The 24,365-nt window shown below is 34.2% G+C and carries 21 protein-coding genes and 2 pseudogenes; 2 read left to right on the forward strand and 21 right to left on the reverse strand.

Annotation, left to right across the window (positions count from 1 at the left end):
* Positions 1 to 7: 7 nt before the first annotated feature.
* Complete coding sequence (locus tag PSR14_RS16235; RefSeq protein WP_000005130.1) at positions 8 to 1,486, reverse strand: DHA2 family efflux MFS transporter permease subunit; 1,479 nt, start codon at positions 1,484 to 1,486, stop codon at positions 8 to 10.
* Between the two features lie 392 nt (positions 1,487 to 1,878).
* Between PSR14_RS16235 and PSR14_RS16240 the strand changes: the two genes are divergently transcribed.
* Entirely contained in the window at positions 1,879 to 2,481 is a 603-nt protein-coding gene (locus tag PSR14_RS16240; protein WP_000554439.1) for a hypothetical protein, read from the forward strand.
* A 263-nt stretch (positions 2,482 to 2,744) separates the two neighbouring features.
* Here PSR14_RS16240 and PSR14_RS16245 read toward each other — a convergent pair whose 3' ends face one another.
* From PSR14_RS16245 to PSR14_RS16285, 9 genes and pseudogenes are all read right to left on the reverse strand, one after another.
* Positions 2,745 to 3,431 carry a YwbE family protein gene (locus PSR14_RS16245; protein WP_000038574.1) on the reverse strand — a complete coding sequence of 229 codons (687 nt, stop codon included), beginning with the start codon at positions 3,429 to 3,431 and terminating at the stop codon, positions 2,745 to 2,747.
* A 391-nt stretch (positions 3,432 to 3,822) separates the two neighbouring features.
* Positions 3,823 to 3,900 (reverse strand): annotated as a pseudogene (locus tag PSR14_RS16250) (cytoplasmic protein); the annotation flags it as partial.
* Between the two features lie 253 nt (positions 3,901 to 4,153).
* A complete protein-coding gene (locus tag PSR14_RS16255; protein WP_406644031.1) occupies positions 4,154 to 4,693 on the reverse strand; it encodes a hypothetical protein in 540 nt (179 codons plus the stop codon).
* Between the two features lie 551 nt (positions 4,694 to 5,244).
* Entirely contained in the window at positions 5,245 to 6,537 is a 1,293-nt protein-coding gene (locus tag PSR14_RS16260; protein ID WP_000549726.1) for an acetyl-CoA carboxylase biotin carboxylase subunit family protein, read from the reverse strand.
* Positions 6,538 to 6,551: 14 nt separating this feature from the next.
* The gene (locus tag PSR14_RS16265; RefSeq protein WP_000678801.1) at positions 6,552 to 7,796 is read right to left on the reverse strand and encodes an MFS transporter; all 1,245 of its coding nucleotides are present in this window, start codon (positions 7,794 to 7,796) and stop codon (positions 6,552 to 6,554) included.
* Positions 7,797 to 8,407: 611 nt separating this feature from the next.
* A pseudogene (locus PSR14_RS16270) lies at positions 8,408 to 8,506 on the reverse strand (LysE family transporter); the annotation flags it as partial.
* A gap of 109 nt (positions 8,507 to 8,615) precedes the next feature.
* On the reverse strand, positions 8,616 to 8,831 hold the full coding sequence (locus PSR14_RS16275; protein ID WP_001104097.1) for a hypothetical protein: 216 nt from the start codon (positions 8,829 to 8,831) through the stop codon (positions 8,616 to 8,618).
* Between the two features lie 369 nt (positions 8,832 to 9,200).
* Positions 9,201 to 10,646 (reverse strand): L,D-transpeptidase family protein, encoded by a 1,446-nt coding sequence (locus PSR14_RS16280; protein WP_098487320.1) that lies wholly within the window; start codon positions 10,644 to 10,646, stop codon positions 9,201 to 9,203.
* A gap of 912 nt (positions 10,647 to 11,558) precedes the next feature.
* Complete coding sequence (locus PSR14_RS16285; protein ID WP_098487321.1) at positions 11,559 to 11,981, reverse strand: hypothetical protein; 423 nt, start codon at positions 11,979 to 11,981, stop codon at positions 11,559 to 11,561.
* A gap of 102 nt (positions 11,982 to 12,083) precedes the next feature.
* On the opposite strand from PSR14_RS16285, the gene PSR14_RS16290 reads away from it, so the two are divergent.
* Positions 12,084 to 12,374, forward strand: a complete 291-nt coding sequence (locus PSR14_RS16290; protein ID WP_001176307.1) for a hypothetical protein — start codon at positions 12,084 to 12,086, stop codon at positions 12,372 to 12,374.
* 169 nt (positions 12,375 to 12,543) lie between these two features.
* Here PSR14_RS16290 and PSR14_RS16295 read toward each other — a convergent pair whose 3' ends face one another.
* The 11 genes from PSR14_RS16295 to PSR14_RS16345 all read right to left on the reverse strand — a co-directional run bounded on the left by PSR14_RS16295 (position 12,544) and on the right by PSR14_RS16345 (position 24,361).
* Complete coding sequence (locus PSR14_RS16295; protein ID WP_061536159.1) at positions 12,544 to 13,539, reverse strand: D-cysteine desulfhydrase; 996 nt, start codon at positions 13,537 to 13,539, stop codon at positions 12,544 to 12,546.
* A gap of 351 nt (positions 13,540 to 13,890) precedes the next feature.
* Positions 13,891 to 15,123, reverse strand: a complete 1,233-nt coding sequence (locus PSR14_RS16300) for a DUF4073 domain-containing protein (RefSeq protein ID WP_000754280.1) — start codon at positions 15,121 to 15,123, stop codon at positions 13,891 to 13,893.
* 302 nt (positions 15,124 to 15,425) lie between these two features.
* Positions 15,426 to 15,839: a DUF6892 domain-containing protein gene (locus tag PSR14_RS16305; protein WP_048556829.1), complete on the reverse strand. Its 414-nt coding sequence runs from the start codon at positions 15,837 to 15,839 to the stop codon at positions 15,426 to 15,428.
* Positions 15,840 to 15,908: 69 nt separating this feature from the next.
* On the reverse strand, positions 15,909 to 17,021 hold the full coding sequence (locus PSR14_RS16310) for an aminopeptidase (RefSeq protein ID WP_000807031.1): 1,113 nt from the start codon (positions 17,019 to 17,021) through the stop codon (positions 15,909 to 15,911).
* Between the two features lie 349 nt (positions 17,022 to 17,370).
* Positions 17,371 to 18,195 carry a CPBP family intramembrane glutamic endopeptidase gene (locus PSR14_RS16315; protein WP_061536160.1) on the reverse strand — a complete coding sequence of 275 codons (825 nt, stop codon included), beginning with the start codon at positions 18,193 to 18,195 and terminating at the stop codon, positions 17,371 to 17,373.
* A 109-nt stretch (positions 18,196 to 18,304) separates the two neighbouring features.
* A complete protein-coding gene (locus tag PSR14_RS16320; protein ID WP_000288010.1) occupies positions 18,305 to 19,099 on the reverse strand; it encodes a MerR family transcriptional regulator in 795 nt (264 codons plus the stop codon).
* A 145-nt stretch (positions 19,100 to 19,244) separates the two neighbouring features.
* Entirely contained in the window at positions 19,245 to 20,126 is an 882-nt protein-coding gene (locus tag PSR14_RS16325; protein ID WP_262726966.1) for a class I SAM-dependent methyltransferase, read from the reverse strand.
* Positions 20,127 to 20,314: 188 nt separating this feature from the next.
* Entirely contained in the window at positions 20,315 to 21,109 is a 795-nt protein-coding gene (locus PSR14_RS16330) for a GH25 family lysozyme (protein WP_262726918.1), read from the reverse strand.
* A complete protein-coding gene (locus PSR14_RS16335; protein ID WP_392387638.1) occupies positions 21,109 to 21,420 on the reverse strand; it encodes a hypothetical protein in 312 nt (103 codons plus the stop codon). Before PSR14_RS16335 ends, PSR14_RS16330 begins: the two co-directional genes overlap by 1 nt.
* A 61-nt stretch (positions 21,421 to 21,481) precedes the next feature.
* A complete protein-coding gene (locus PSR14_RS16340; protein ID WP_262726919.1) occupies positions 21,482 to 22,051 on the reverse strand; it encodes a serine O-acetyltransferase in 570 nt (189 codons plus the stop codon).
* A gap of 81 nt (positions 22,052 to 22,132) precedes the next feature.
* Positions 22,133 to 24,361: a BppU family phage baseplate upper protein gene (locus PSR14_RS16345; RefSeq protein ID WP_262726920.1), complete on the reverse strand. Its 2,229-nt coding sequence runs from the start codon at positions 24,359 to 24,361 to the stop codon at positions 22,133 to 22,135.
* Between the last annotated feature and the right edge of the window lie 4 nt (positions 24,362 to 24,365).

Raw genomic sequence — 24,365 nt, forward strand, 5'->3', positions numbered from 1 at the left:
TTTCGCTCTATCGATTTAACCTCTCGACAGCTTCCGCGCTTGTATCTACACGTTTAACGAAAAAAACTAATAGTAGCGCAACAACATTCATGCCAAGCGCTACATAGAATGAATGCTGAATTCCGGATAACAAAGCCTTCTGCATTACCATTGCCTTCGTAGCTTCTGTGAAGGTTGTTGGATCTACATGAGCCATTAAACTTTCAGCTTTTGTTTTTGTTACAGAATTCATAATCGTAACAAGAATAGCAGTACCAATTGAACCGGACACTTGTTGAGCTGTATTATTAACAGCTGTACCGTGCGGATTTAAGCGAGTTGGCAATTGATTAAGGCCATTTGTCATAAGTGGCATCATCACCATCGCCATCCCAAACATCCGCAATGTGTAAATAAGGATAATATGTGTGTGACTAGAATCGATTTGCAGATTTGCCAACATATAAGTTGAAACAGCTGTAATGGAAAGTCCTACTATACCAAGAAGCCGAGGGCCATACTTATCAAATAGTTTACCTGTAATGGGTGACATAACTCCCATTATTACCGCACCTGGAAGCATCATCAGCCCAGAGCTCAGCGGCGAAATACCACGGACATTTTGTACATAAGCTGGTGTTAAAATCATACCCGAAAACATGGCCACTGCGTTGACAATTGCAATTACAGACGCAAGTGCAAACATTGGGTACTTATAAACACGTAAATCCAATAACGGTTCATTCATTTTTAATTGACGAATAATGAATGCAATTAGGGCAATAGCGCCTATGATTAAGGTTATTACGACAACTTTATTTGTCCAACCATCGGAGCTTGCAGAACTAAATCCATATAACAGACCGCCAAAGCCGACAGAAGATAATAGTAATGAGAGATAATCAAGTTTTGCATTTTTGTTTTGTCTCATGACATTTTCCGATTTCCAAATCCCTAACAGTAAGCTAATGATTGCTAGCGGTAAAATCATTTCAAAAAGCAAACGCCAGTCATAATACTCTACAATATAACCTGATAGTGTCGGTCCAATTGCTGGAGCTGTAATCATAACTAACCCAAAAATCCCCATTGCTGTTCCCCTTTTTTCTCTCGGAAAGCTTACTAGCATAATATTCATTAACAAAGGTCCCATCACTGAAGAACCTGCTGCTTGAACCATCCGACCAGTAAGTAATAAACCGAAGTTCGGTGCTACAGCCGCTAAAGCCGTACCAAGGATAAAAATCAACATGGATGTAATAAATAAACTCCTATTGGAGAAGCGGGTTATTAAAAATGCTGATGCCGGAATTAATATACCACTTACAAGCATATATCCTGTAGAAAGCCACTGGATCGTTGAATAATCTTGAATTTCTAAATCCTTCATTATTGATGGCAAGGCCACATTTAAAAGCGAGTTATTTAGAAATGAAACAAATGCCCCAATAAAAAGGATTACAAGCATTACATATGGTGGTTTTCTTTTATGTAACGTTTCACTCATAGATTGATTTACCCCTTCATTATCAATTCCATTGATTAATTTAACTCGTTTGCATATTTGCACGAGAATTTATTACCCTTGCAGTATTTTGCCAAACTCTTCGAATGGATATTCTCTTTTTAGCAATTCTACTTACCCAGCTTAAAATTTTGAATGAATATGTAAACACGTTTGTTAACCGAAATTACATTAGGCTAAAATAAACAAAAAGAGCTAATGAAAATACCCTTCTAAAATAAAGCGAAACTTTAATCCATGTTTTTTTACTGACAGCCCACACACCCATTCCTTTAAATACAGGCTTGGAAATCTAGTTATGTAACCATCCATAAAAAGAAATATTACATAGGCTAAGTCTAACATTACATTTTTAAAGTAAGGGGAATAAGCTTATGCACCAATATTGGTATGTGAATTCAAAGGAAAACGAGGAACAATATAATAACCAAAATTCAATGTCATCATTATATTCACAGCCCCAAATAAATAAAGCTGACGAAATGAGTGGTTTGAAGATTTGTGAGGATTGGAGTTGTCGCTTCTATCCAATTGGTTCGGATTCACCAGCCAATTATATGACTTTCACTCCCGATCCTCCTCCCTTCTCTTTTGGTCAGCCAATCCATTATGCAGGGATGATGCCACAAGGACATCCTGCTAATTGGACCCCATTACCAAGCCATGCAGGTTTTAATTATCAAAAACCTCCCATCCCCTGGGCTCAACCATTCAACCATACAGGGATGTTCGCACAAGGTCATCTTGCCGCCTTACTCTCACCGCCAGCTAAAGCTTTTAAATTCAGTAACAATAACTGGGGTATTTTCGGAAACTCTCCAGGATGGGGCGGACAGATAAGTCCCATGGGATGGGGGAATAACGGAGGTTACGGTCAGCCAGGAATGCTTGGAAACTTACTTACAGTAGGAAAAGGCACTATGAATGGAATTGGAATGCTTAGTAGTCTAATGGGTATGGGGAAGTTCTTTTTTTAGTGGATTAGAACGAGAGGATAGGTCCATAGCCCAGACTTAAAAACCAGTTCCTTTTCTCCATTGATTTCATCTTCTTAAACATGCTTCTAATACTCCCTCCAAGTTCGTTTCCTCGTCTTTCAAATTATAAAAACATCTATTTTGTATCTGATAAATCAATAGAGGTGTAGTAGCACCAACAAAATGCAAAACCCGGTTCCTTTACGAAAGAACCGGGTTTTTTAATTTTAATTTATTTGAAAAGTAGTCAAATTTTTTTTTCATTATTTAACACTTTGAACACGGCCAATTTGTCCATCTTGTAAGCGAACTTTAATGCCGTATGTATGTGTTTCACTATGTGTCAAAATATCTTTCACAACGCCACTTACAGTTTTACTATAGTCATTATCCAATTGAATAACTACATGTGAACCAACTGAAATTTGTGATCTTGTTGGTTTCCCACCTGTTGCTTGTGTCGGTTTTTCTTGTTTTTGTGTTCTCTCCTGTTGTGTAGATTGCTGTTGCTGAGCCTTCTTCTCTTCTTGCTTGCGTTTTTCTTCAGCGACTCTTTGTTGCTCTTCTTGCTTACGTTTTTCTTCTTCTACTCTTTGCTGCTCTTCTTGTTTACGTTTCTCTTCTTCTGCTTTTTGTTGCTCTTCTTGTTTACGTTTTTCTTCTTCTACTCTTTGCTGCTCTTCTTGCTTACGTTTTTCTTCTTCTACTCTTTGCTGCTCTTCTTGTTTACGTTTCTCTTCTTCTGCTCTTTGTTGCTCTTCTTGTTTACGTTTTTCTTCTTCTGCTTTTTGTTGCTCTTCTTGTTTACGTTTTTCTTCTTCTACTTTTTTGTCTTCATCCACTTTTTGCTCATTTGGCGCGCCCTTTAACTTTTCTTCATTACCTTTACAAGCACTTAAAGCAATTACACATAAACTCATAAGTGCAAATAATAACAATTTCTTTGACATTTAAAAATCCTCCTATATACACATTACAAATCAATAACTTTCATAGCATAACAAAAATACAATCCTTTCTTTGTCAAAATTTGTCGTATATATTTATTTTCTACTAAACACTGATACTACAATAAAAATGGAGATTATTATGTCGATTCTTGCAAAAAATACGTTCGTCTGCTAGTCAAGTAAACCTAATTCATAAAAATCTTCATCTTATGTATGAAAGAACTTGAAGTAAAAAATGGAAAGAGGCTGTCTCAAGCATTTAGTGAAACCATTGAAAAAGCATTAATAATCCGAGATATTTTAATTAGCATAATCTATTACTTACGAATAATAGGAAAGGATCTTCCATCGAAAGATCCTTTCCTATTGCTCATCTAACTTAATAAATAAGTTAATTGCATAACGCTCTTCTAACTTTCCTTGCGAAGCTTAGTGGATCATCAACGTCTTCAATATTAACGTAAATCAACATACCTTCGCCGTGGATTAATTATTAACCCATAAGCTTGCCATAAATGCTGTTGGTTTGTAATAAAGTTTGATCAAAAGCATGCTACAAAAATTGATTTTTCAATATAAAAAAACCAAATATTCCGAAAGAAAACTCGATCAAAATGCTTGGTTTTTTTGTTGTTAGTGAATCATTTTTCATAAAAAAGTTTAATCATTTTTCTACCTGTGTTTGCTCAACAATCGCGCCCAATTGCGATATTATTAAATTGCTACCCTTTTTTCCTTTTCGGCCAAATAAAATTGCTTATGGCAATCAAAAGAGCGATACCCAACACAAGTGTCCATACTTTTAGAAAGCCAGCCAACACTTCTGTTCGCGAAGAATCGTTAATTAAATAGATTAAGACAAATAAAATTCCGGCACCTATTAGAAAAGCAAGCACATGTTGTCCCCAGCTTTTAAAGTAGTGTTTTGCATAATCCATGCCAAATCTTTTAACTGGTTTCGCTCCTTGTTTCATCACATAATATTGAAAGCGTATATCTGCCCACTCAATCATACTCCTACCGAATGCGATTGAGATTCCAATATAAACAGCAGCTATTGCATGCACTTGGGTAGCAGTCGCACCACGATACAAGTCCACACCCGTAACAACTAATAAAATTAAATCAATAACAGGTGTTAAAGCTAGGAAAAACAATCCTAATTTATTTTTCTTAAGGATATATCGTGTGAGCAGACCTAAAGTTATAACAACCCAAAACCCTATTTCACAAGCAACGATCAACCACGCAATTACATTCACCCCAACACCCCCTTGTACAACGCAATTACTCGCTTTTCCTTAACAGTACCACAATATGGCCCTTTAATGGAGTAACTTTATTGCATAGGATGGTTAATTATTTTGCGTAGTTTTAGTACTTTCAGGGAATTCATAAGATGTAGAGATTGAGCCACTTAAATGAATGGCAGAAGGATAATTTTATTATTTATATTACAATACCTTAAGAGCTATGGAACAAATTCTTCAACTAAGCAGCTAATAGAAGCCTGGAGATTTTCCACAATCAGTAGCTCGTCGCTATCAAACTAAAATTTCATTTTAGGGAAGAATGTATTTCTTTACATGATAGCAATGGGATTTCTCCAGTATTTCGAACAAAAACCACACTAAGCACATTTTCATACAAAAAAGCCAATTTTTGTCCTACTAAGGATAAACCGGCTCATTGTAATTGATCTTGAAGGACTCGTTATATAAACTCGTCATTTTCATCAAAAAACATGGATCTAGCTAATACATTTTTATTCGATTTTTGGTTAATAGAGACATGTGATTTAAATTATCCTTTGTTATATAGACCAGTCATTTGCCACATTTCTTTTTACATATATTTTTTTAAAAGAAGGTTTCCATTCTGAGAAATCCTCATAAACAAACGTTATGTTGTTACATATTTCCTCTGCAACTTCATACATATGTTTTATATCATTAGCCATAAATAATATAGCCCCTTTGCGTTGCGTGCTATCTATAATAGTTGGTATGGTATCGCCCTCTTTTACTACTAGATCAATTAATACGACCTCGGATATGTTAGTTAGCCCTTTATACTTGATTTCTTTTAAGCAACCTGGTTTTGGAATCAAGCTTAAAGACATAGCATGACATTTTGAAGGTACACATCTAAATTCATCTATAGTCTCAGTATTTAGCGCATCATAATAGTATCCAAATTGAGATATGCCAGTTGTTAGTTCCACCATCTTCCAGATGTTGCCCCCACCTATTCTAACTTGAGACTCTATAATTATTGGCTTATTTTGTTTGTCTAACTTTATTTCTGTATGAGTAATGCCATTTTCCATTTGCATGTCGTTCAAAAACATCATTACTTTCTCCATAATTAATTGTTTTTGAGATTCATCTATAGGTGCCGGCATAATCGTATAGTTTATTAGAAATGTATCTTCTTTACATACTTCAGCTGATATAGCAAGTATAGAATGTTTTTTGTTATAAGAAACGGTTTCAACCGTATAAACTATATCACCTGCAATATACTCTTCCACTAAAACAGGTAGTTGAATACCATTTTCTTCAATAAATACCCCTACGTCATCTCCCGAGTCTAGCTTACATACTCCTTTACCCCCTGCCCCAATCGGCGGCTTTATTATAACACTATCTTTTTTATTCAAAAATTCATTAATGTCTTCAGTATTATTACAAACTGTCGAATCTATCGAAAAGTCTTTACCTGCTAGAATTTCACGCATCATGTCTTTATTACGAGTTATCATATTAGCATTGTAAGAAGGTCCTTTAACATTAAAAATCTTTGCAATTATACAAGCCGTATCTAATGCTGTTTCGTTGAAAGATACAACCACATCAAAAGGTTTCTCTTTAAATAATTCTTCAGCATAGTATATAGATAAGGGTATGTTTGTTGTATCTATTTCTTTTTTATAGAAACATTTTTCTAAGATAAATCCATCAAAATATATGTGTCTAGCGTAAGATCCTATATAGGAAACAGTGTACCCACTGTCTAATGCATCTTGTATAGGCTTTGTCCATCCCCCTATAAATAAAATATGTGGTTTATTTTCTATGTCAGTTCCTTTTAATACCTTATGCATCAATATCAGCTCCCCTAAAATGAACTCGTATATTCAATGTCAGTTCCTTTTAATATGCCTCGTCTTAACAACGCCACTAAACACAATGTTGTTCCAAATCCCCCTATAAATAATGTAATTTGAAGCCCGAATATAGAAATTAAAAGTGCACTAGCAAAACTTCCCAATGCCCAAGCTCCCCAATTAAGCGTGCGCTGTACAGCATTTACTCGGCCCAGCATGTGATTTGGTGAGGCAAGTTGTCGTATAGTTGCGGCGTAAGGGCCAAATACACCTTCTCCCATACCATGTATAATACTTGCGGCTACTATACCGTAAATTGTTCCCATATATCCCATTATCGGTATAAAAGCCAAACCGGTAACTGATACAGTAGCGCTATAAATAAGCATTTTTGTATTATTAATTTGTTGACTTTTTTTCATGAGAACCGTATTACCTATTAAAAATCCGACCGCTGCTGAACCTACAACAAACCCTATTTCAATTTCAGATAGACCCATTACCTTATAAAGGAATATTACTAAAATACTATTTAGTATGTATTTAAAAAAACCGTAAACAGCACCACATGTCACAATTGGCTCTAATACAGGGTGTTTTTTGAAATATATCAGACCTTCATATATGTTTTGGTATATGGATTTTATATTTACGTCTTTTAAAGAACCCTCTGTATGCGGTTTAAACTTTGAAATAAATAATACAAACATAAAACAAACAAAATACGTTACTGCGTCAACAGTGAATGAACCTGTTAATCCAACTAGAGTAATGACGATTCCAGCTAGCATAGGACCAATTACTATAGAAAGAGACTCTGAAAGTGCTAGTTGAGCATTTCCTTTTTTTAAGTTGTCTTTATCTGTTACTATTTCCGGTAAGAAAGAAGGAATAGCGATGTTGTAAAATGTGGTGAATATTCCATTTAAAAACATGACAACTACCAATAAGGGGAACGTTATAATATTTGTTACAGTCAGTATGAATACTGATAAAAACAATACTCCTTGACATATACTACAAATTAGCAAAATATTTTTCCTATGAAAAATGTCTATTAAAGCACCGGCTACTAACCCAAAAATTAGATAAGGGACGAATATAACCCCACGAAGTATAGCAGCATTTGCTTCACTTGTTTGTAACACCTCTAATGCAAAAAGCGGCAAAGCTACTATTGTAAACTGAGTACCTAATAAACTTATAGACTGTCCTAACCAAAGCTTGTGAAAATTAAAATGATTGCTACCTTTCATAATATCCCCCCGTCAAATCCAGCTTTATAAATTATCAAGTTTGCGATATAAGTCAAAGCAGGCGAAACCTACCTTTCAACTAATGTCTGTACCACATAAAAATTCGAAACCTAATATAAAAACGATTTTAGTTTCAAATGATGACTAGATGTTTAAAAATCTTCTAGCTAATGAAAAGCTCATCTTCCGAAAGATACTTCCACATTCGTTTATAAACCAAATGGTATACTGATGGAATTCACTTGTAAGAATCTGATTGTGAATTAGTTTGTTTCGAATTCATTTTCCAATCGTATGTCACTTTGAATCACCTCCAGCATCAGTATAACCTTGAAGGCACGCTATTGTACGCATTTTGGAATGTAATAGCAAGATAACGAAGCTACGATGACGAAATGAATGGATTTAACCTTGTCATTGGAGGACATATTCACATGACAATTGATTAAAATAGATCATTCACTATAAAATAAATTTTTAGATAAACCAAAATAACATGCAAAAAAACCCCTTCAAAATTTGAAGGGGTTTTTTAATATATAGAAATTAGCTTAAAGCAAAGATAACAACTCTTGAAGGGGGCATTTTTTTCTTATTCATGTTTATTGAGGAGCCTTTGTATCTATAAACTGCGGCAGAAACGCAATAAAGAATAAAGAGACTTTTGGATTCGTAAGACTTGTTAAGAGTCCTTGTAAATATATCTTTCTTTTGATTTACAACCGATAAAACTGATGGGGTGTACCATTCGTATCACGGAGCCAAAACTTACTATTGAATAAATAAAACCCCAGAAATCCAAAGGTCTCTGGGGCTTCCTTATATATTTAGCTCTTTTTGCTTTTTGTTTTGTTTATGTCTATACAGTAATTTTCGACTTATGAGAGAAATCAGTAATAAGATCAATATTAGTACGAAAAGTTGCATAAATGACAAATCAAAATATTTAGCACCTGTAACGATTAACAGTGTAGAAATTGTGCCTTTTACAATGAAAAAAATAATAACCCATAATCCGCCTTTTTTCCAATTCATTTTATATTATCCTTTCCTACGTTTAAGTTCTTAAAAGATTTAGTAATAGTTCTTGAATGTGATACCTTAATAGAAATCTATTATATGAATATAAGAAATAGAATTTTTCACGAAAATCATGTCCAATTACATACGACGATTCCATCATAAATGAAAATGATATTCAGTGTCAATTTTATTGACTATTTGAAAACCTGTTTCTTCATCTGAATCTCTCTCCACTTTACTTCTTATAAGCAATAAACTCTTGTATTCAAACAAAAACACCTCCATTGCATTTGCACACTTAGTATGCGAATGCAAGAGGTGTTTTTTCATGTACCATCAGGTGCTTTATTTATTTTTAAGTTCTTAATACGTACCTATTTTCTAGTACACGATAACTGGATCATACGTATTCAAACTATCATACACAGTTTTTGCAACGTTAGGAAGAAGGTTTACACAACCGCCTGATCCTCCTGTTAAATAAGCATTACTTCCCCAGTCTTTTCGCCAGCCAGCATCGTGGAATCCTTGACCGCTATTTGTGAATGGAACCCAGTAATCTACTTTCACTGCATAATCAGCTTTCCCTACTGCGCTACCTCTTAGCGTATATGGTGTTCGTTTGTATAGAACGTACCACACACCTGGTGATGTATCTTCACCTGTGCTATGTTTACCCGTTACTACATTTGTTGTGAGGACTAATTTCCCAGCTTTGTAAATCCAAATTTGTTGATCTGCAATTGAAACTTCTGCATATGTGTCTCCGATACCATTATTCGATGTTGTTTTATAACCGATCCCTTCTTTCTCCCAACCATTCCCGTGAATGTTAGAAGCAGAAAGTGATTTTTCGCCTTTTTCAAAGGCTTGCCCAACTTGTTTTGTCTCTTTTTCCACATCTAGTGCCCAGCCGTATCCTTGTCCTTTTACTGATATAACCGAACCAGAATGTGTTTTAAAAGCGAAGTCTTTATGTAATGTAGATTTAGCCTTATTAATTTCAGCAACCTTATTCTTAATATCGCTCGCATCGATTGTCACTTTCATATCCTTTGACATAGTGGCATTTTGAATTAAATCTTTTGCTTTTAATGAATACACTTCATTTTGCACTTTATAATCAACAGACTGCGTAAGAAGATTCTGTAATGCTTTCTCTTCTTTTTTAATAATCGGATCGTTTTCTTTAATAGGCTGTATGTATGCAGACTTTAAATGAATTTCGCTTTTATGCTTCTGCTTATCGTAATCTTTTAGTAAACTCGTAACGTCGTACTGTTTTCCATCAACGCTCTTCGAAATAACAATTTTTCCTTGTTCAAGCTTTGCCATAGCATCTTGAGGTGCCTTTAATTTTTCATTCATAGACATGAGCTTTTCTTCTACAAGTTTTTTCATCGTTTCACTACGATACTGCTCTGCCTTTTTTGGTAGCAATGAATAATCTTTTTCCTTTGAAGAAGGGAAAAATGTCCACTGGCTTTTTAATAGTTTCTTAACTTGCGGCAAATCTTTTTCCGTCAGTTCCGTTTTTGTCTCTTTTTCATCTAAAATTTGTTGTTGATCAATATAAACTTTGTTTGCTAGTCCAGATGTTTTTAATTTCTGTATTGCCTCATCAGCGCTCATACCACCGACTTTTGTATCATTAATCGTAACATTAGAATTGAAGTGAGTTGCCTGATAATAACTCATTCCCCCAAGGAGAAGTGCAAGTACACCGCCACCTGCTGCGATAAGCTTCCAATTTGTAAAACGTTTTTTTGATCTTACCCGTTTTTTCTCAACTTCTTCAACAGATTCATTTACTGTATTGTTGTTCATCAATCTTTCCCCCGTATACATTAACGTCAATTGATTTTAAACCAAAACCATTGAATAGTGTACCTTATTTTTCCTGAAATTTCATTGTTTTTAACTAGGTTTTATCTCATTTAATCTATTAAAGTTAGATTTTTTAATAGAAAGATATATAAAGATAGTAAATAACGCGAAAAAGGACCACATCAATCGAGTTATTATGGGACCCACCGCATTTTGAAGGATGATACTCTATAAACATTTTAACCTAGTAAAGTAATTTTTAGAAGGTCCAAGTTAGAGACAGGTAGCATAGAATATCTCTTGTTTATGAAAAATATCCACAAAAAATGACCTACATGTAGACTCTTTTTTGTGAATATTTTAATGCCGCATATTTTATTAATTTAAATGCGAACCATGCTTCCTGCTTGTCACCAGGTTTCACAACCTCTAATCTGCCTAACTAATTTCACCTTATGATATCTTTATCATCAACAATTTCAAGTTTCTTGAAAACTATTATATATGTTTATACCACGCTTTATTGATACGTTTAATCTTTACAGGTGTTGAATTTTTAGACTCATCCTTTGTTGTAACCCTATTATTAGAACATCCTGCAATAGTGAGACAGCATGTAGCCAATAAAACTAATACTATTAATTTCTTCAAATAGCCACTCCTATATAAGAGAAATATTATATTAAGAAAACTAAACATAACATCGAATCTTTATAAAAACAATATATTTCCTAGTTTTATTATCCGTTGGCAGATTAAAGCACACCTTAAGGAGCATGAATCCAATGTCTAATTTCCATTTTATCCGATTCTCAATGTTTATTCCAACATAAAAAGATAGCTATTATTGTTGAAAACTAATTATCTCTCAAAATGAAAAATATGAACTGAATCCCTATAATCCAATATAGTTTACCCAGCTAACTTTTCCCCTGTAACAATCCGAAACAAAATAGCTGCATTTTTTTCTTCTAATTGAGCGTACCGATTACCACCCGAGATGATTTCCACTGTATCCTTATTAGGGCTTATCCAAATTTGATACAACACAGCTTTCGCCTCTATTTTCGGATTTTTAAATTGAAAAATAAAATGATAATCAGCTGGACGAGACATTTCCACTTTTTTATTTTCAAAAGTAGTATCCTTTAATATTTTCTTTACTTGCATCACTTCATTATTATCTGTCACTACCTTAAAATCTTCATATTCATTATCACCAATATCTTTTTGCACTTCAATTCTTTGCTCTTCATTTCCTAGTATATTTGAACAGCCGATTATTATGAATATACAGATACTAATCATAACTAGAGGCCAATTTCTAACTTTCATATTAATACCCTCTTTTCAATACAAAATATTTTATTTTGTAAAATAAAGGTAATTGATTTAGACTTAAAAATATAAATAATAAAGAGAAAGGAGTATCGTTCCATGCAGTTAAAAACATACACTTGGAAAAGCTATACGTTTCTCTTTGCAAGTATATTCGTTACTATTAATCTCTTTCTTTTCACACCTATTTTAGACAGAGTTGGAGTAGAATATATCGTGCCTTTCGCCTACTTCATATTAGCTTCCGCTGTCATAGCGATCCTATTAGCGGTCATCTCTTTTTGTAGCCGAGCTGAGAAAAAAATTTTAGCCATCATCGGTTTATGTTTTACTCTATTTAATACAGCAATTATTTTATTCTTCCTTTGGTTCGGTTACCATTTCACTTAAGTGAAATATAAATAAACTCCATAAGCTACAAATAAAATTAATAAAATAAAAATACCGAGTATCGTGTATATCATCCATTTTAAGTTTGAACTCATATACTCCCCCTTCTGGCCTCCTAATAATTCCAGTATATAACAAAAAGCATTGGATACCCAATGCTTTTTCATACTTACGCGAATAAAGATGTATTCGCATATAAAGCTGGTGAACCACCTGAATGTACGAATAAAATGTTGTCCTCTTTATTAAATGTACCTTTTCTAATTAAGTCGATTAATCCCGCTACTGCTTTACCTGTGTATACTGGATCAAGTAAAATACCTTCAGTTTTTGCTAACAGCTGCACTGCTTCCACCATTTCTGGCGTTGGTAACGCGTAACCTGGCCCTACATATTCATCAAAGCATGTAACAGCTTCGCGCGGGATAAAGTTTGGAATACCAACGTGAGCTGAAGTTTCATCTACAAGTTTTGCTACTTTCTCTTCTTGCTCTGCTTTTCCTCTACTTACGTTAATTCCGATTACTGGGATGTTACTTTGTGTTCCAGCAAAACCTGTAATTAACCCAGCGTGCATGCCGCCGCTACCGCTTACGCAAATGACTGAACTGAAATCAATTCCTTGATCGAATGATTGCGCCATAATTTCTTGCGCACAAGCAACGTATCCCATTGCGCCAGTAGGATTTGATCCACCAACTGGAATGACATATGGTGTATTCCCTTTTTCACTTACTTCTTTCGCAACCTTATGCATCTCTTCCATAAGATCTGCTCCGTTTCGTACAACAATGACATTTTCAGCACCTAGTAAATGATATAAGAAATAGTTTCCATTAAAGTCTCGCTTCTCTTCTGGCTCAAGCCCTTCTTCTAATACAAGAATACATTTCATTTTCTCTTTCACCGCAGCTGCCAGTGTTAGGCGGCAATGATTTGACTGAATACCACCAGCTGTAATTAACGTATCTGCACCCTTCGCCTGTGCATCCGCAACTAGAAATTCTAACTTTCTCGTCTTATTACCACCAGCTGTTAAACCAAGTAAATCATCTCGTTTAAAATAAATAGTCGGTCCACCAAGTGCTTCAGAAAAATTGTTTAATTTTTCAATTGGTGTATATGATTCTGTATATTTTTTTCTCGGGAATTTAGCTAAATTCATGAATAACGCTCCTTTGTACTTCTTTCACAATGTATGTAACGTTACTATTATTGCATGTAAAAATGATGAAGTCATCTTTCTGGGGGAAAAATGTGTTGGAATTCGGCTTTGGCGAATGGAATTGTATTAAAGGTTTTATCTTCAATACGGTACATGAAATTATAATAATGATTTTAACCATATTACGGTACATGAAATTTATATCGACGATTTTTAAAATATATCGTTCATAACTTGAAATATATCAACGATTTTTTCAATATATCGACGATTCGACATGAGATATCGACTTACCGACAAAAATCGACAACACAAAAAGGCCCACTCTTTAAAAAGCAGGCCCTCTTCCAATCACTTATTTGCCGAAAAACGAAGTAGCTGTGTTAATCCTGGTTCTAAATTCATTTCGCCTTTATGGCGTACGTATACAACCTTGTTCCCCTCAAATTTCGGAGGATTCCCTGGATTATACGTCAGCCACTCGTTCGTTCCTTCTACAGAGTACTCCATATACTCCGTTGCACCGACGATTATATTTTTACTATCATCAGCCGTTACATTTGGTGCCATTTGTGCAATTTTCGAATCACTAATTAATAATTTCTTTATTTCCTTATCACGTTTGTAATCGTAAGCTGTCACCATTACATCGCTACCATATGCTTTCACTTGCAACCCTTGTTTAAATGAATAACCATCAGGAGCAGTCTTCTCTCCTCCATTTGGTCCAGCCGACATCCAGCCTGTTTCAATACCACCTGTATTTACAACAGTAAATCCTTTTCTATCTCCGCCTGCAATTTTCTTTTTACCAGCCCAGTCTGGCAAGTTTAAATCCCAGTGCGTGTGACTCGTAAAGAAAACAACTTGTGGATAGTCTTTTAATATATCATACAACTTATCGACATTTAAATAATCTTGTAAGTACGGTGATTGTCTTGATCCAGACACCGTATCGGGTAAAACGTGATGAGAAAAAATGAAAATCGGCTTGTTTTTATCTTTTTGACTGTACTCTTCTAAATTTTGTTTTAACCAACCTAATTGTTCATCACTCATATATACTTCATCCCACATTTTTGAATCGTGGTATTTCATATATTTTTCCGTTCCTAAAAATAGAAGCGGATAACCATCTAATTCTTTTTTATGATATACATTTTCTTGTCCACTAAATTTCAGATAACGGTTAAATAAAGTTTCCTCAGTTACACCATTTGGCCATGTACTTTGAGATAACTTCCCATCAGCTGTCCATTTACCAGCATAAAACTCATGATTCCCAACAGTTGACCATACATTTTCCGGATGCTTATTTTTGTTTAACACACGCTTCACATCATCATATTGTGACTGTTGTCCAGTTGGCGTTATATCCCCATTCATAATAAGCGCTCTAGAAAGTGGCGTCACTTTGTTCATATCTTTTAACACGTGATCAAAGTCTCCTAAATCCCCTTGAATATCACTAATAACATTAAAAGTTGTAGCTGATTTTCGAACTTGCTCTTTCCCTTCCGCATGTGCTGAAAATGTCGGTAATAATGCCGCCATAACTGCTAACGAAGCAACTGTCTTTTTCATACAAATTCTCCCCCTAATAATAGAATGTACAAACTGACATGTTTTGCTTTCTCTTAGGTGCTTGTCCAATTCACATTATAAAGAGGGATTGTAAAGATAGATGGAGTAAAAATTTAAGTGTTTTTTAAGAGATTTTGTCTTTTTTACACGCCCCATTCAACAATTAACACTAATTTTTCTATTAACCTACTAATATTAACTGAATGTAAATTTATACGATAAATCACTTCGTTTAATCTGTTGTGTTTTAATTTTCTTTACACAATTTCAATAAGGTACTTTACCATTTTAAATTCTCTTCATTAATCCTCAATTTCTATTCCAGCTTGTTTTAATGGTTCTAATACTTTCGGGTAACACATTGAAATATACTCCACTGTTTTTAAATTTTTTAGATTTTGAAATCCTTCAACAGATATAACATCAAATAAACTGTCTTCACCGTCCCAATCAGGCTTTAAAATATGATAAATTTCATTCCCGCCATCAAAGCAAAGGGATTCAATCTTTTCCAAATCACTTGTTTCCAAAATTAACTCTTCTAAAAAATCTCTGATTTCAACAATTGGTCCAGCTCCTGCATACCATTCGAAATTATTCGTATACTTATCTATTAAGTCTTTCAATTCCTTTTGAAATAGTGGCTCTTTATCTAATAAAGCTTCAATTATCACTAATTTAAAGTTAAAATCCTGAAACATTTCACTCTTTCCCATTTTAACTTCCTCCTATATTGCCCCTGTCCTAGGGTTTTAATCTCCTTTACACAACTTCCAAAAAGCACTTTACCTTTTTAAATTCTTTTCATTTAATCCTAACAGCTCTGGTAAAATAAAACCCCCATCTTTTCTAATCAGTACATCATCAAACCAAATTTCACCACCGCCGTACTCTGGCCTTTGAATGTTTACTAAATCCCAATGTATCGCTGATGTATTCCCATTATCTGCACCTTGCAACGAATCTCCAATCGCTAGATGAAAACTACCATATATTTTTTCATCAAATAACGTATTATTCATCGGATGTAGTATGTAAGGGTTAAAAGCTAGCGCGAACTCTCCAACATATCTTGCTCCCTCATCCGTATCAAGAATGCGATTCATTCGCTCTGTATCATTTGCATATGCCTCTATTATTTTCCCATGTTTAACATGTAACTTTATATTTTGAAACGCATAACCTTGTTGAATGGAAGCTGTGTTAAATGTTATTACTCCATTTACAGAATCTTTAACAGGTGCTGTATATATTTCGCCATCCGGGATATTATCCGTACCATCCCCCTTTAAAACGCCTATTCCTTCAATGGAAAACTCCAAATCTGTTCCTTCTCCAATTATCCTCACTCGTTTTGTCTTTTCCATTAATTCTTTTAATGGCTCCATCGCTTTCGACATATTGTTGTAATCTAGCGTACATACATCATAATAGAATTTTTCATAAGCCTCCGTGCTCATATTTGCTTCTTGTGCAGAAGCCGCATTCGGAATGCGAGTTGTCACCCATCTCTTTTTATACACCGCTTCACTATGAGCTTTTCCGAATATCTTTTGATATAACTTCATTTTTTCTGCTGGTACATCTGCTAATTCATATGCATTTCTGGGACTACGGAGATTAATATACACTTGCATTTTACTTAGTCGATAACATTCCCAATCTGCTAATAACTTAAATTGTTCTTCAGATCCTGATAAAATCAATTGCCTCGTAACAGAAACGTCACGCATTGATACATGTGCATATCCACCTGCTTTTTCCACTGACTTTATAATTTCACGAACTACTATAGGATCTATTTCCGTAACACTTTGAATTAACACTTGGTCACCAGGCTGTACTTTCGTAGAATGGTTGACTAGTATATCTGCTAATTTAGATAATTCTTGTTTCATTATACTCCTCATCCTTCCCTTTCAAAAACTTAGTAAAATAAATCATTCAAGATAGAATATATAAATTCCATAACGTAGATATCGCAGCTACACTCAAATAAAAAGTTCTTGGTAACAACCAAATGCCGTAAAAAATCATAAAAGTTTTTCTCCTAATAACTGCTAGAAAAGAAGGGAGTAAGGGCATGAAAAATACAGTAATATATACTTCCTTATCGGGCATTTTTCTGCTATGCGGGTTGAAATATAGAAAAACAATTGAAAGGATTAAAATGATTATAGCAACGACTAATCCTTTATAAATACTTATATAATTTTCATAATTCCTCGCCTTCCAATAGCAATATACTTAATACTTTCGATTGCTACTATTTATATTTTCCGCTCCATACAAAACTCTCTTTGGATTTATAACAATCATTACAACTGCTACCACTAAATAAAATATCGCGTTATACATGATTAGATTTATTAAATTTCCGTTTATAATACCAATAAAAAAATTAAAGAATTGATGGATAATGATTGGAATAATTAAATTCTGATTCAAGTTGTAAAATGCAGTCATGACGATTTTTATACATATGATAGAGATCATAAAAAATAGAATATATTTCATTAGGTCCATGCCAACAAATCCTGTAGTAAACCAAATAGGTAGATGCCACATCCCCCACCAAAATCCAATGATTATTGAAGCCTTTAATGGTGAATACTTCTTTTGAAGCTCAATTTGTGCAAATCCTCTCCATCCTAGTTCTTCTCCCAATGGCCCCGCAAGAAAATTTTTAACAAAGAAATAGATTAGTATTCCCCATGAAGATACAGTAAAAATAGAGTCTACTTTACTATTTTTAGATATTAGAAACAAAATCAATAAAAATATAAAAGCCTGAATCATATTTGCAGTAAGAATCACAGATAATTTAAGTTTAGTCCTGAATTTATCTTTTACAAATTGTATAACGCTCTGCCCCGGATAAATTTTTTTAAATAGCATTACAAAAGCAAAAGTTGAAGACCAAGACGATATACAAAACATTACATCAAAAACCCATACAGGGAACCCCAACATACTTGTAGCTCCTACAAGTAAAAAAAGTGGCAGAAAAATAATATTGGTTAGTACAATAAAACTAGCTACTGGCTTTTTTAATTTCTTTTCTCTATTCATGCACAATCCCCATTTCAAACTATGTATTTCGCAAATATAATAGTATTTATATTTACAGATACTCCTAACTTAAACCTGGGGGTTACTCACAGGTCAATACATGTCTGCATTATTTTACAGGTGCATAAATTTCTAAAAATATACGCTCAAGTTCATCTTCATACGTGGTAAGTAATATGTTTATATACACTAGCCCCAAAAGCTCATGCCCTTGTTCTATTGCTGCTTTTCTTAAACTGGATCCCACGATATGATCAATACTATTCCCACCAGTCGACCACCTTCCATCTTCAATAACTGTATACATACATTTTGGATGTGATAGAATTTCCCCTTCTAATTCTTTGTCAAAGTCCTCTACTTTTCTTACAATTATAAATTTATCTTCTATAATACCTTCTTCATTAAAACTTATAACTCTTCGTAGAGATGTTAAAGTAACTGCCTTTTTTAAACGATCCGTATTCTTTTTCAAAGATTCATATTTATCATACGCAGTAAAATGCTCTATTTCTCCATTTACTTCTAAAGGCTTCATTTCTTTTACTACGTATTTCCCTAAGAATTGCTTTATTTTTTCGCAATCTTCTTTTGCAATTTGAAGCTTTTTTAAAAGAAGTTTTTTATACTCTATCTCCTCTAAAACTTCTTTTTCTTTCTCTTCTAACAATGCTTTTATTCCCTCTACGCTCTTACTTTTTCTTAATTCCTGAATTTTTTTTATTTCGATATCCATTTCCCTATAGAAATTGACCGTTGTTATATCATATATATCAAAATGATTATATTTCCTATACCCATTCTCAACACTTTGCTTTGGCTTGACCAAATCTTTTTCCTCATAAAACTTCAAAGTATCTCTAGATACATCTAAAAATTTTGCAACTTGTCCAATTGTGTACATTCTGTTCTCCTTTAGCATCACTACTTAATTTGTTACATTCATACTTCATATTCTTTAAATTATCGAATTTCCCTTCCTATTAATGTTTCCCACTTGTTCTCCCATAAAAAAGACACAGAGATTCCTCTCCATGCCTAATAATCCTCTACCTCTTTACCGCATGCACATAATGCACCGTCTCAAAAGCTTCTAAATAATCATTTCGTCCTTCAAAATATAATGTATTTATGTCTTCTGGCGATAAATGCTCATAAATGAGTAAGCCCGCCTTCTCTAACAGTGCTTCCATTTCGGTATAAGAAAAACATGATTTCATCGGTTCTCCGCCTACCGCCGCCATTTTCACCATATTTTCCACTCGATTGGACAGTCCCTTTTCTGTAAATAAGTTTTCATCTGGATAATCGAAAACGATAGAGCTCCCTTCTGGAACCATCGCAAATAGACATTCTATTAAACTAGAAAGTTCCTCTTTCGTTAAATAGTACGTTACACCTAATAGACTAAAGAACGTCTTTTTATTTTCAAATCCTTCATTCCGTAACTGTTCATAGGAAAATCCTTTCGTGAAATCCATCGAAATAAAATGAAGATTATTTGGAACTTCAAGTTCTGCTTCTTTTATTCTCTCCTTCTTAAACCCTTGTGTAGAAGGATGATCCACTTCAAATATTTCTATATTACTCTCTAATTCTCGGTGTCTAAAACTAAATGTATCTAATCCCGCACCGAGTATAACGTATTGTTTCGTTCCCAGCGTAATCTCGTGTAGTAATAATCTTTCACAATATGCCGCACGCGCTAAAGGTGTTGGTGATAATTGCACTTGTGTAATCCATTTTAATATTTCTTGTGGATTATCTTGAAACTGCTGTGCAATGTCTGTATTGAAAAAATGTATTCCTTGAACCATATTCATTTCAATGTCGTTACGTTCTTTTTGAGAAATGAACTCTTTAGCTACATAATCATCAAAGATTTTCGGATTATCAAATTCACTAGTTAATGTTTTATTAACCCAAAATATTTAAATTGCTATTTGTAAGATTTCCTCCTTATCTGCTATGCTATTAGCGGAATATACCTAAGGAGAAAATACTTTGAAGAAATATTTATTATTAGCCACTTCTCTTCTAAGATATAAAGCTACTAGCGCAAAAAATAATTAATTGGTAAAAGAAAGAACCCAACCGACGAGGGAGGGTTCTTTTTCTATTATACATAGTCATAATGCCAATTGCGCTCATCGAGCCAAGATGTCAGTTTATCAAGTTCAGAACCGATAACACGATCAGTTCGAATCCAAAATATACCGTCATTTTTCCCTGATGTTTCGATACCTGCCTTGTAACCTAATGTGTTTAGCTTGTCCATAACTTCGCCTAGATTAGTATAACCAATTCCGCCAGTTACTACACATTTGTAATCAGGAGCAACATTTGCGTTTTCGTTAGTAAACCATGACAAGTCTTTATCACCAATTAACTTGTTAAGGTCACACTTTCCGATTCCTGCAACGTTTCCTGTTTCGGTATATTGCCATAAGTCGCAAGGGTATGCGGGTTTATTACCGCCATAACGCGGGATCCATACAAAGTCACTTTTTACATTCGCCATACCGAAAGGCTCATACATATGGTGACCGACATATAATCCAACTTTCTTTGCACCTAGTCGGCGTAATTCATCGATGAAAGCTTGTGTACCGGCTTTCATGTCATCCATTGTTTTAACCTCTACATCAGCAACCCAAACCGTAGCACTCTTGTCGCCACGATCCCAGAAGTCTTGCGCTTCTTTCTTCGCATCATTAATCGATACAAATCGGCAGAAAGCATAATTTCCAAAAGGAATGTTGCGAGCCTTCATTGCAGATACATAAGATTTGTATACCGGATCAAGATAGTTAGAGCCGTCTTGCACACGAGCGATGACGAAATCTAAATGTTTTGCGGCTGCATCCCAATCAGGGCTACCATTCCATTTAGACATATCTACAATATATCCCATTACCCTTCAACCCCTTCGCTTGTTTTAATTTTAAGGATAGCTTTAATTTCCTTGATGTCGCCGATAGAATCCGCTTGCTTCCTCATAATCTCTTGATTCTCCCTGATAATTTCTTGGTTATCTTTAATTACACCTTGGAGAACAATCTCGCGCTCTACCCCGCGTTTAACCTCATCTTTATACCCTTCTTCACGTTTTTCACTATTTTCAATTTGTTTCTCCATGCGTTGGAGGAAATAACGTAGCAAAGTAAAGAATGCAATTCCGAATATTCCGATATTTAAAGCTTGTTTCATAATCATTTCATCCAAATTCTTAACCTCTTTTCTTATCAAAAGGGAGATCGTGAAATATCTCCCTTTTTGTTTTAATTTAAACAATGTTATTGATATAACACTGTGTAGCATTTTCCTTTTCGATAATACTTGCTGGATTCCCGATTACAATTGAGTTGTCAGGAACATCAAAATTAACGTATGAATTAGGTGCTATTAAAACGTTATCACCAATTTTTATGCCACCTACCACAGTTGCGTTAGCTCCTATCCAAACTTTATTACCGATTGTAGGAACGCCTTTATTTTTACCTCTATTAGTTTGCCCTATTGTTACACCTTTTGTAAGGTTAACATTTTCACCTATAGTTGCTCTGTGATTTATGGTTATGCCACCTAAATGATTGACATAAAAACCTTTCCCTATATTAGTCGTTTCTGGTATTTCATATCCAAATTTGTATTTGTACCTTCTTAAAAGAATTTTATAAAATAAATACTGTAGGGTAAATGCCTTTTTATTACGATATCGTTGGCACTTTCTTAATAAATAAGTATATTTAAATCCTTCATTTGTAATTAAGTTCTTTACAAAAACTTTATAAGAAGTATCCCCCTGATATCTAAATAAGTCTGCTTTAATTATTTCTTTGATTTTATTTGTCATATTTTTCTCCTCTTTAATTATATAAGATATTACTATTTTACAATAAAAAGGCATTAAAATATAATATTTTTGCACTTTGAATCATTTTGCTATCCATCCAGTGTTACCTGATCCAATTTCCTTTAAATATCTTGCAGTTCCAGTACCGCCATCGACCCTAAAAAATTCACTGCCTATCGGCGCTGTGTATACCCCTTCCGGAGAGCCGATGCCATATAACTTTTTGATAGCGTATTTGGAATTAAAAATTGAATTATCTCTTTCGTCTATACAATCATAAATACTGACTTTACCAGTACTCCCACTCCACTCGAATCTAGCAAAACTCCCTCTAGACAAACAATTCTTAAACATAGATTCCCCTTGAGGGTGAGTATAACTGAACGTTGCTATATCAACATTTGCATCAAATATACAATCGTAATATCTTGTAACATTTTTTCTATGGGACATTGGGTCGTTACTAGGTGTAGATTTAAAGACGAAATGACAATTGTAAAATTCTAATAACGAAACCGAGTAACCATCCATATTAAAAATACCCGCTCCATCATCACTTATTATGTCACTAAATTTAATATGAGATGCCTTAATATGCTTTAAACTATTTGAGATTATTAACCTTGTAGATAATCTATCTACCACCCCATTATCTACAGTTATTTCTCCATTCGGAGAATCTAGAGCGGCAAAAAGTGTTCCGCCTCCCGTTACCTCAAAATTAGAAGCTCTAATCTTTCCATCATTCAATATTCCGAATATATTTTTACTAGCATTCCCTTTGTCTATTTTAAGTTTAAAATTAGACGCCACAACTTCTGATTTTCTTTCTGCAGCAATGAATCCTCCTATATTTTCTCCTGTTATATTTTCAAAATATAAGTTTGTAGATGGAGAAACAGCACTATCATCCTTGGCGTCTATCGCATATCCATTCCCACCTATGAAAATTAAGTCTATGATTGACAAATGACTCGTTCCATTATTTATATAGACATGATGATCTAAACTATTCTTCATTCCCGTTCTGTCAAATATAACATCCTTCCCTTTTATATATTTACAATTGGAAAAGTATAGAGGCTGATATGTTCCCGATGCCGATAAATTTTTGAAGTGTATCCCCCTTCCGTTAACGTCGACTTTTATCCCAAATTCACAGTTCTCGAAATACACATCTTCTATCGTGATATTTTTTACGTTAGACAATTGTATTGCGGAAATATTTGAACCACTTTGTCCCCTTCCGTTAGCTCTCTCTTTTTCATTTGATGATATAAAGTTAAAATTTTTTATCGCAATATTTTCGTCATAACTTCTCATATCTGATTTGAAAATACTTTTATTGGTTTCAGAAGGAGTGATAAAGAGTTTTGTGTTTTGTCCTATTATCCGAATATTGCTAGGGATAACTATCTCACCTTGAATGATTTTACATCCGTTCTTCGTGTATGGTATTAAAACAACACCTCCTCCTAACGAAGAAACATGGTTTATAGTTTTTTGTATAGGTTGAGTATCGTCATCTTCCCCGTTTAATTTGGCGCCGAATCTCCTCACGTCAAATTTAATGTATCCGATTTGCTTCATAACCTCTTCGTAATCATAATTAAGTCTCTGATTTAAAGATTCATGATGATTCCCATTAACATCTTTTCTTGATTCGTTTATTTCTTTTGAAAGCTTTTTATAATTCTTATCATTATCATCTAAACGATCTTTTAAATCCTTAAAGTAAATCCCTTCAGCGTTTTCTCTCGCTCTAATTACTTCAGTAATACTTGCGCCACCATCTAAAACTTCTTTAAGTGTTTCATCCAAGTCCTTAATTGTCTGTTTAACTCTTTCGGCTTCTTTGAGTAACTTCTCAAATTCAGAAACGTAATTTTCTGATGGTTTTCCATCCTCTTTAAAATCACAATCGATAACCATTTTAAGAGTAGGTGTCGAGATACGAAGCCCTTCAGGCGTTTCTAATGCGAAATAGTAACAAGCGATACCACTTTTATTAATAACTTCATCCGTTAGATAATAAGTGAACGTGTATAGTGGAAATTTTCCTGTTGTGTCACGTTTAATTTCCCAATTACCCCGATCTTCATCCCTCTTAAATGTCTTATCACGGAAGATACATTCGAATACCGGTTTAAACTGATCACCCATTTCTCTTTCTAAGTCAATCTCTCGACCATTATTAGTTAATCTAAAGGTGATTTTTTGTACCTTGTTGTCGTTTAAACGGAATTTGACAACGGGATGTCTACCTTCTCTAGTTAAGTCTAATGTAAATACCGTTTCCTTTATCGCCATATCG

Source organism: Bacillus sp. A01H (assembly GCF_045277205.1).
In the GTDB taxonomy this organism is placed as follows: Bacteria; Bacillota; Bacilli; order Bacillales; family Bacillaceae_G; genus Bacillus_A; species Bacillus_A paranthracis.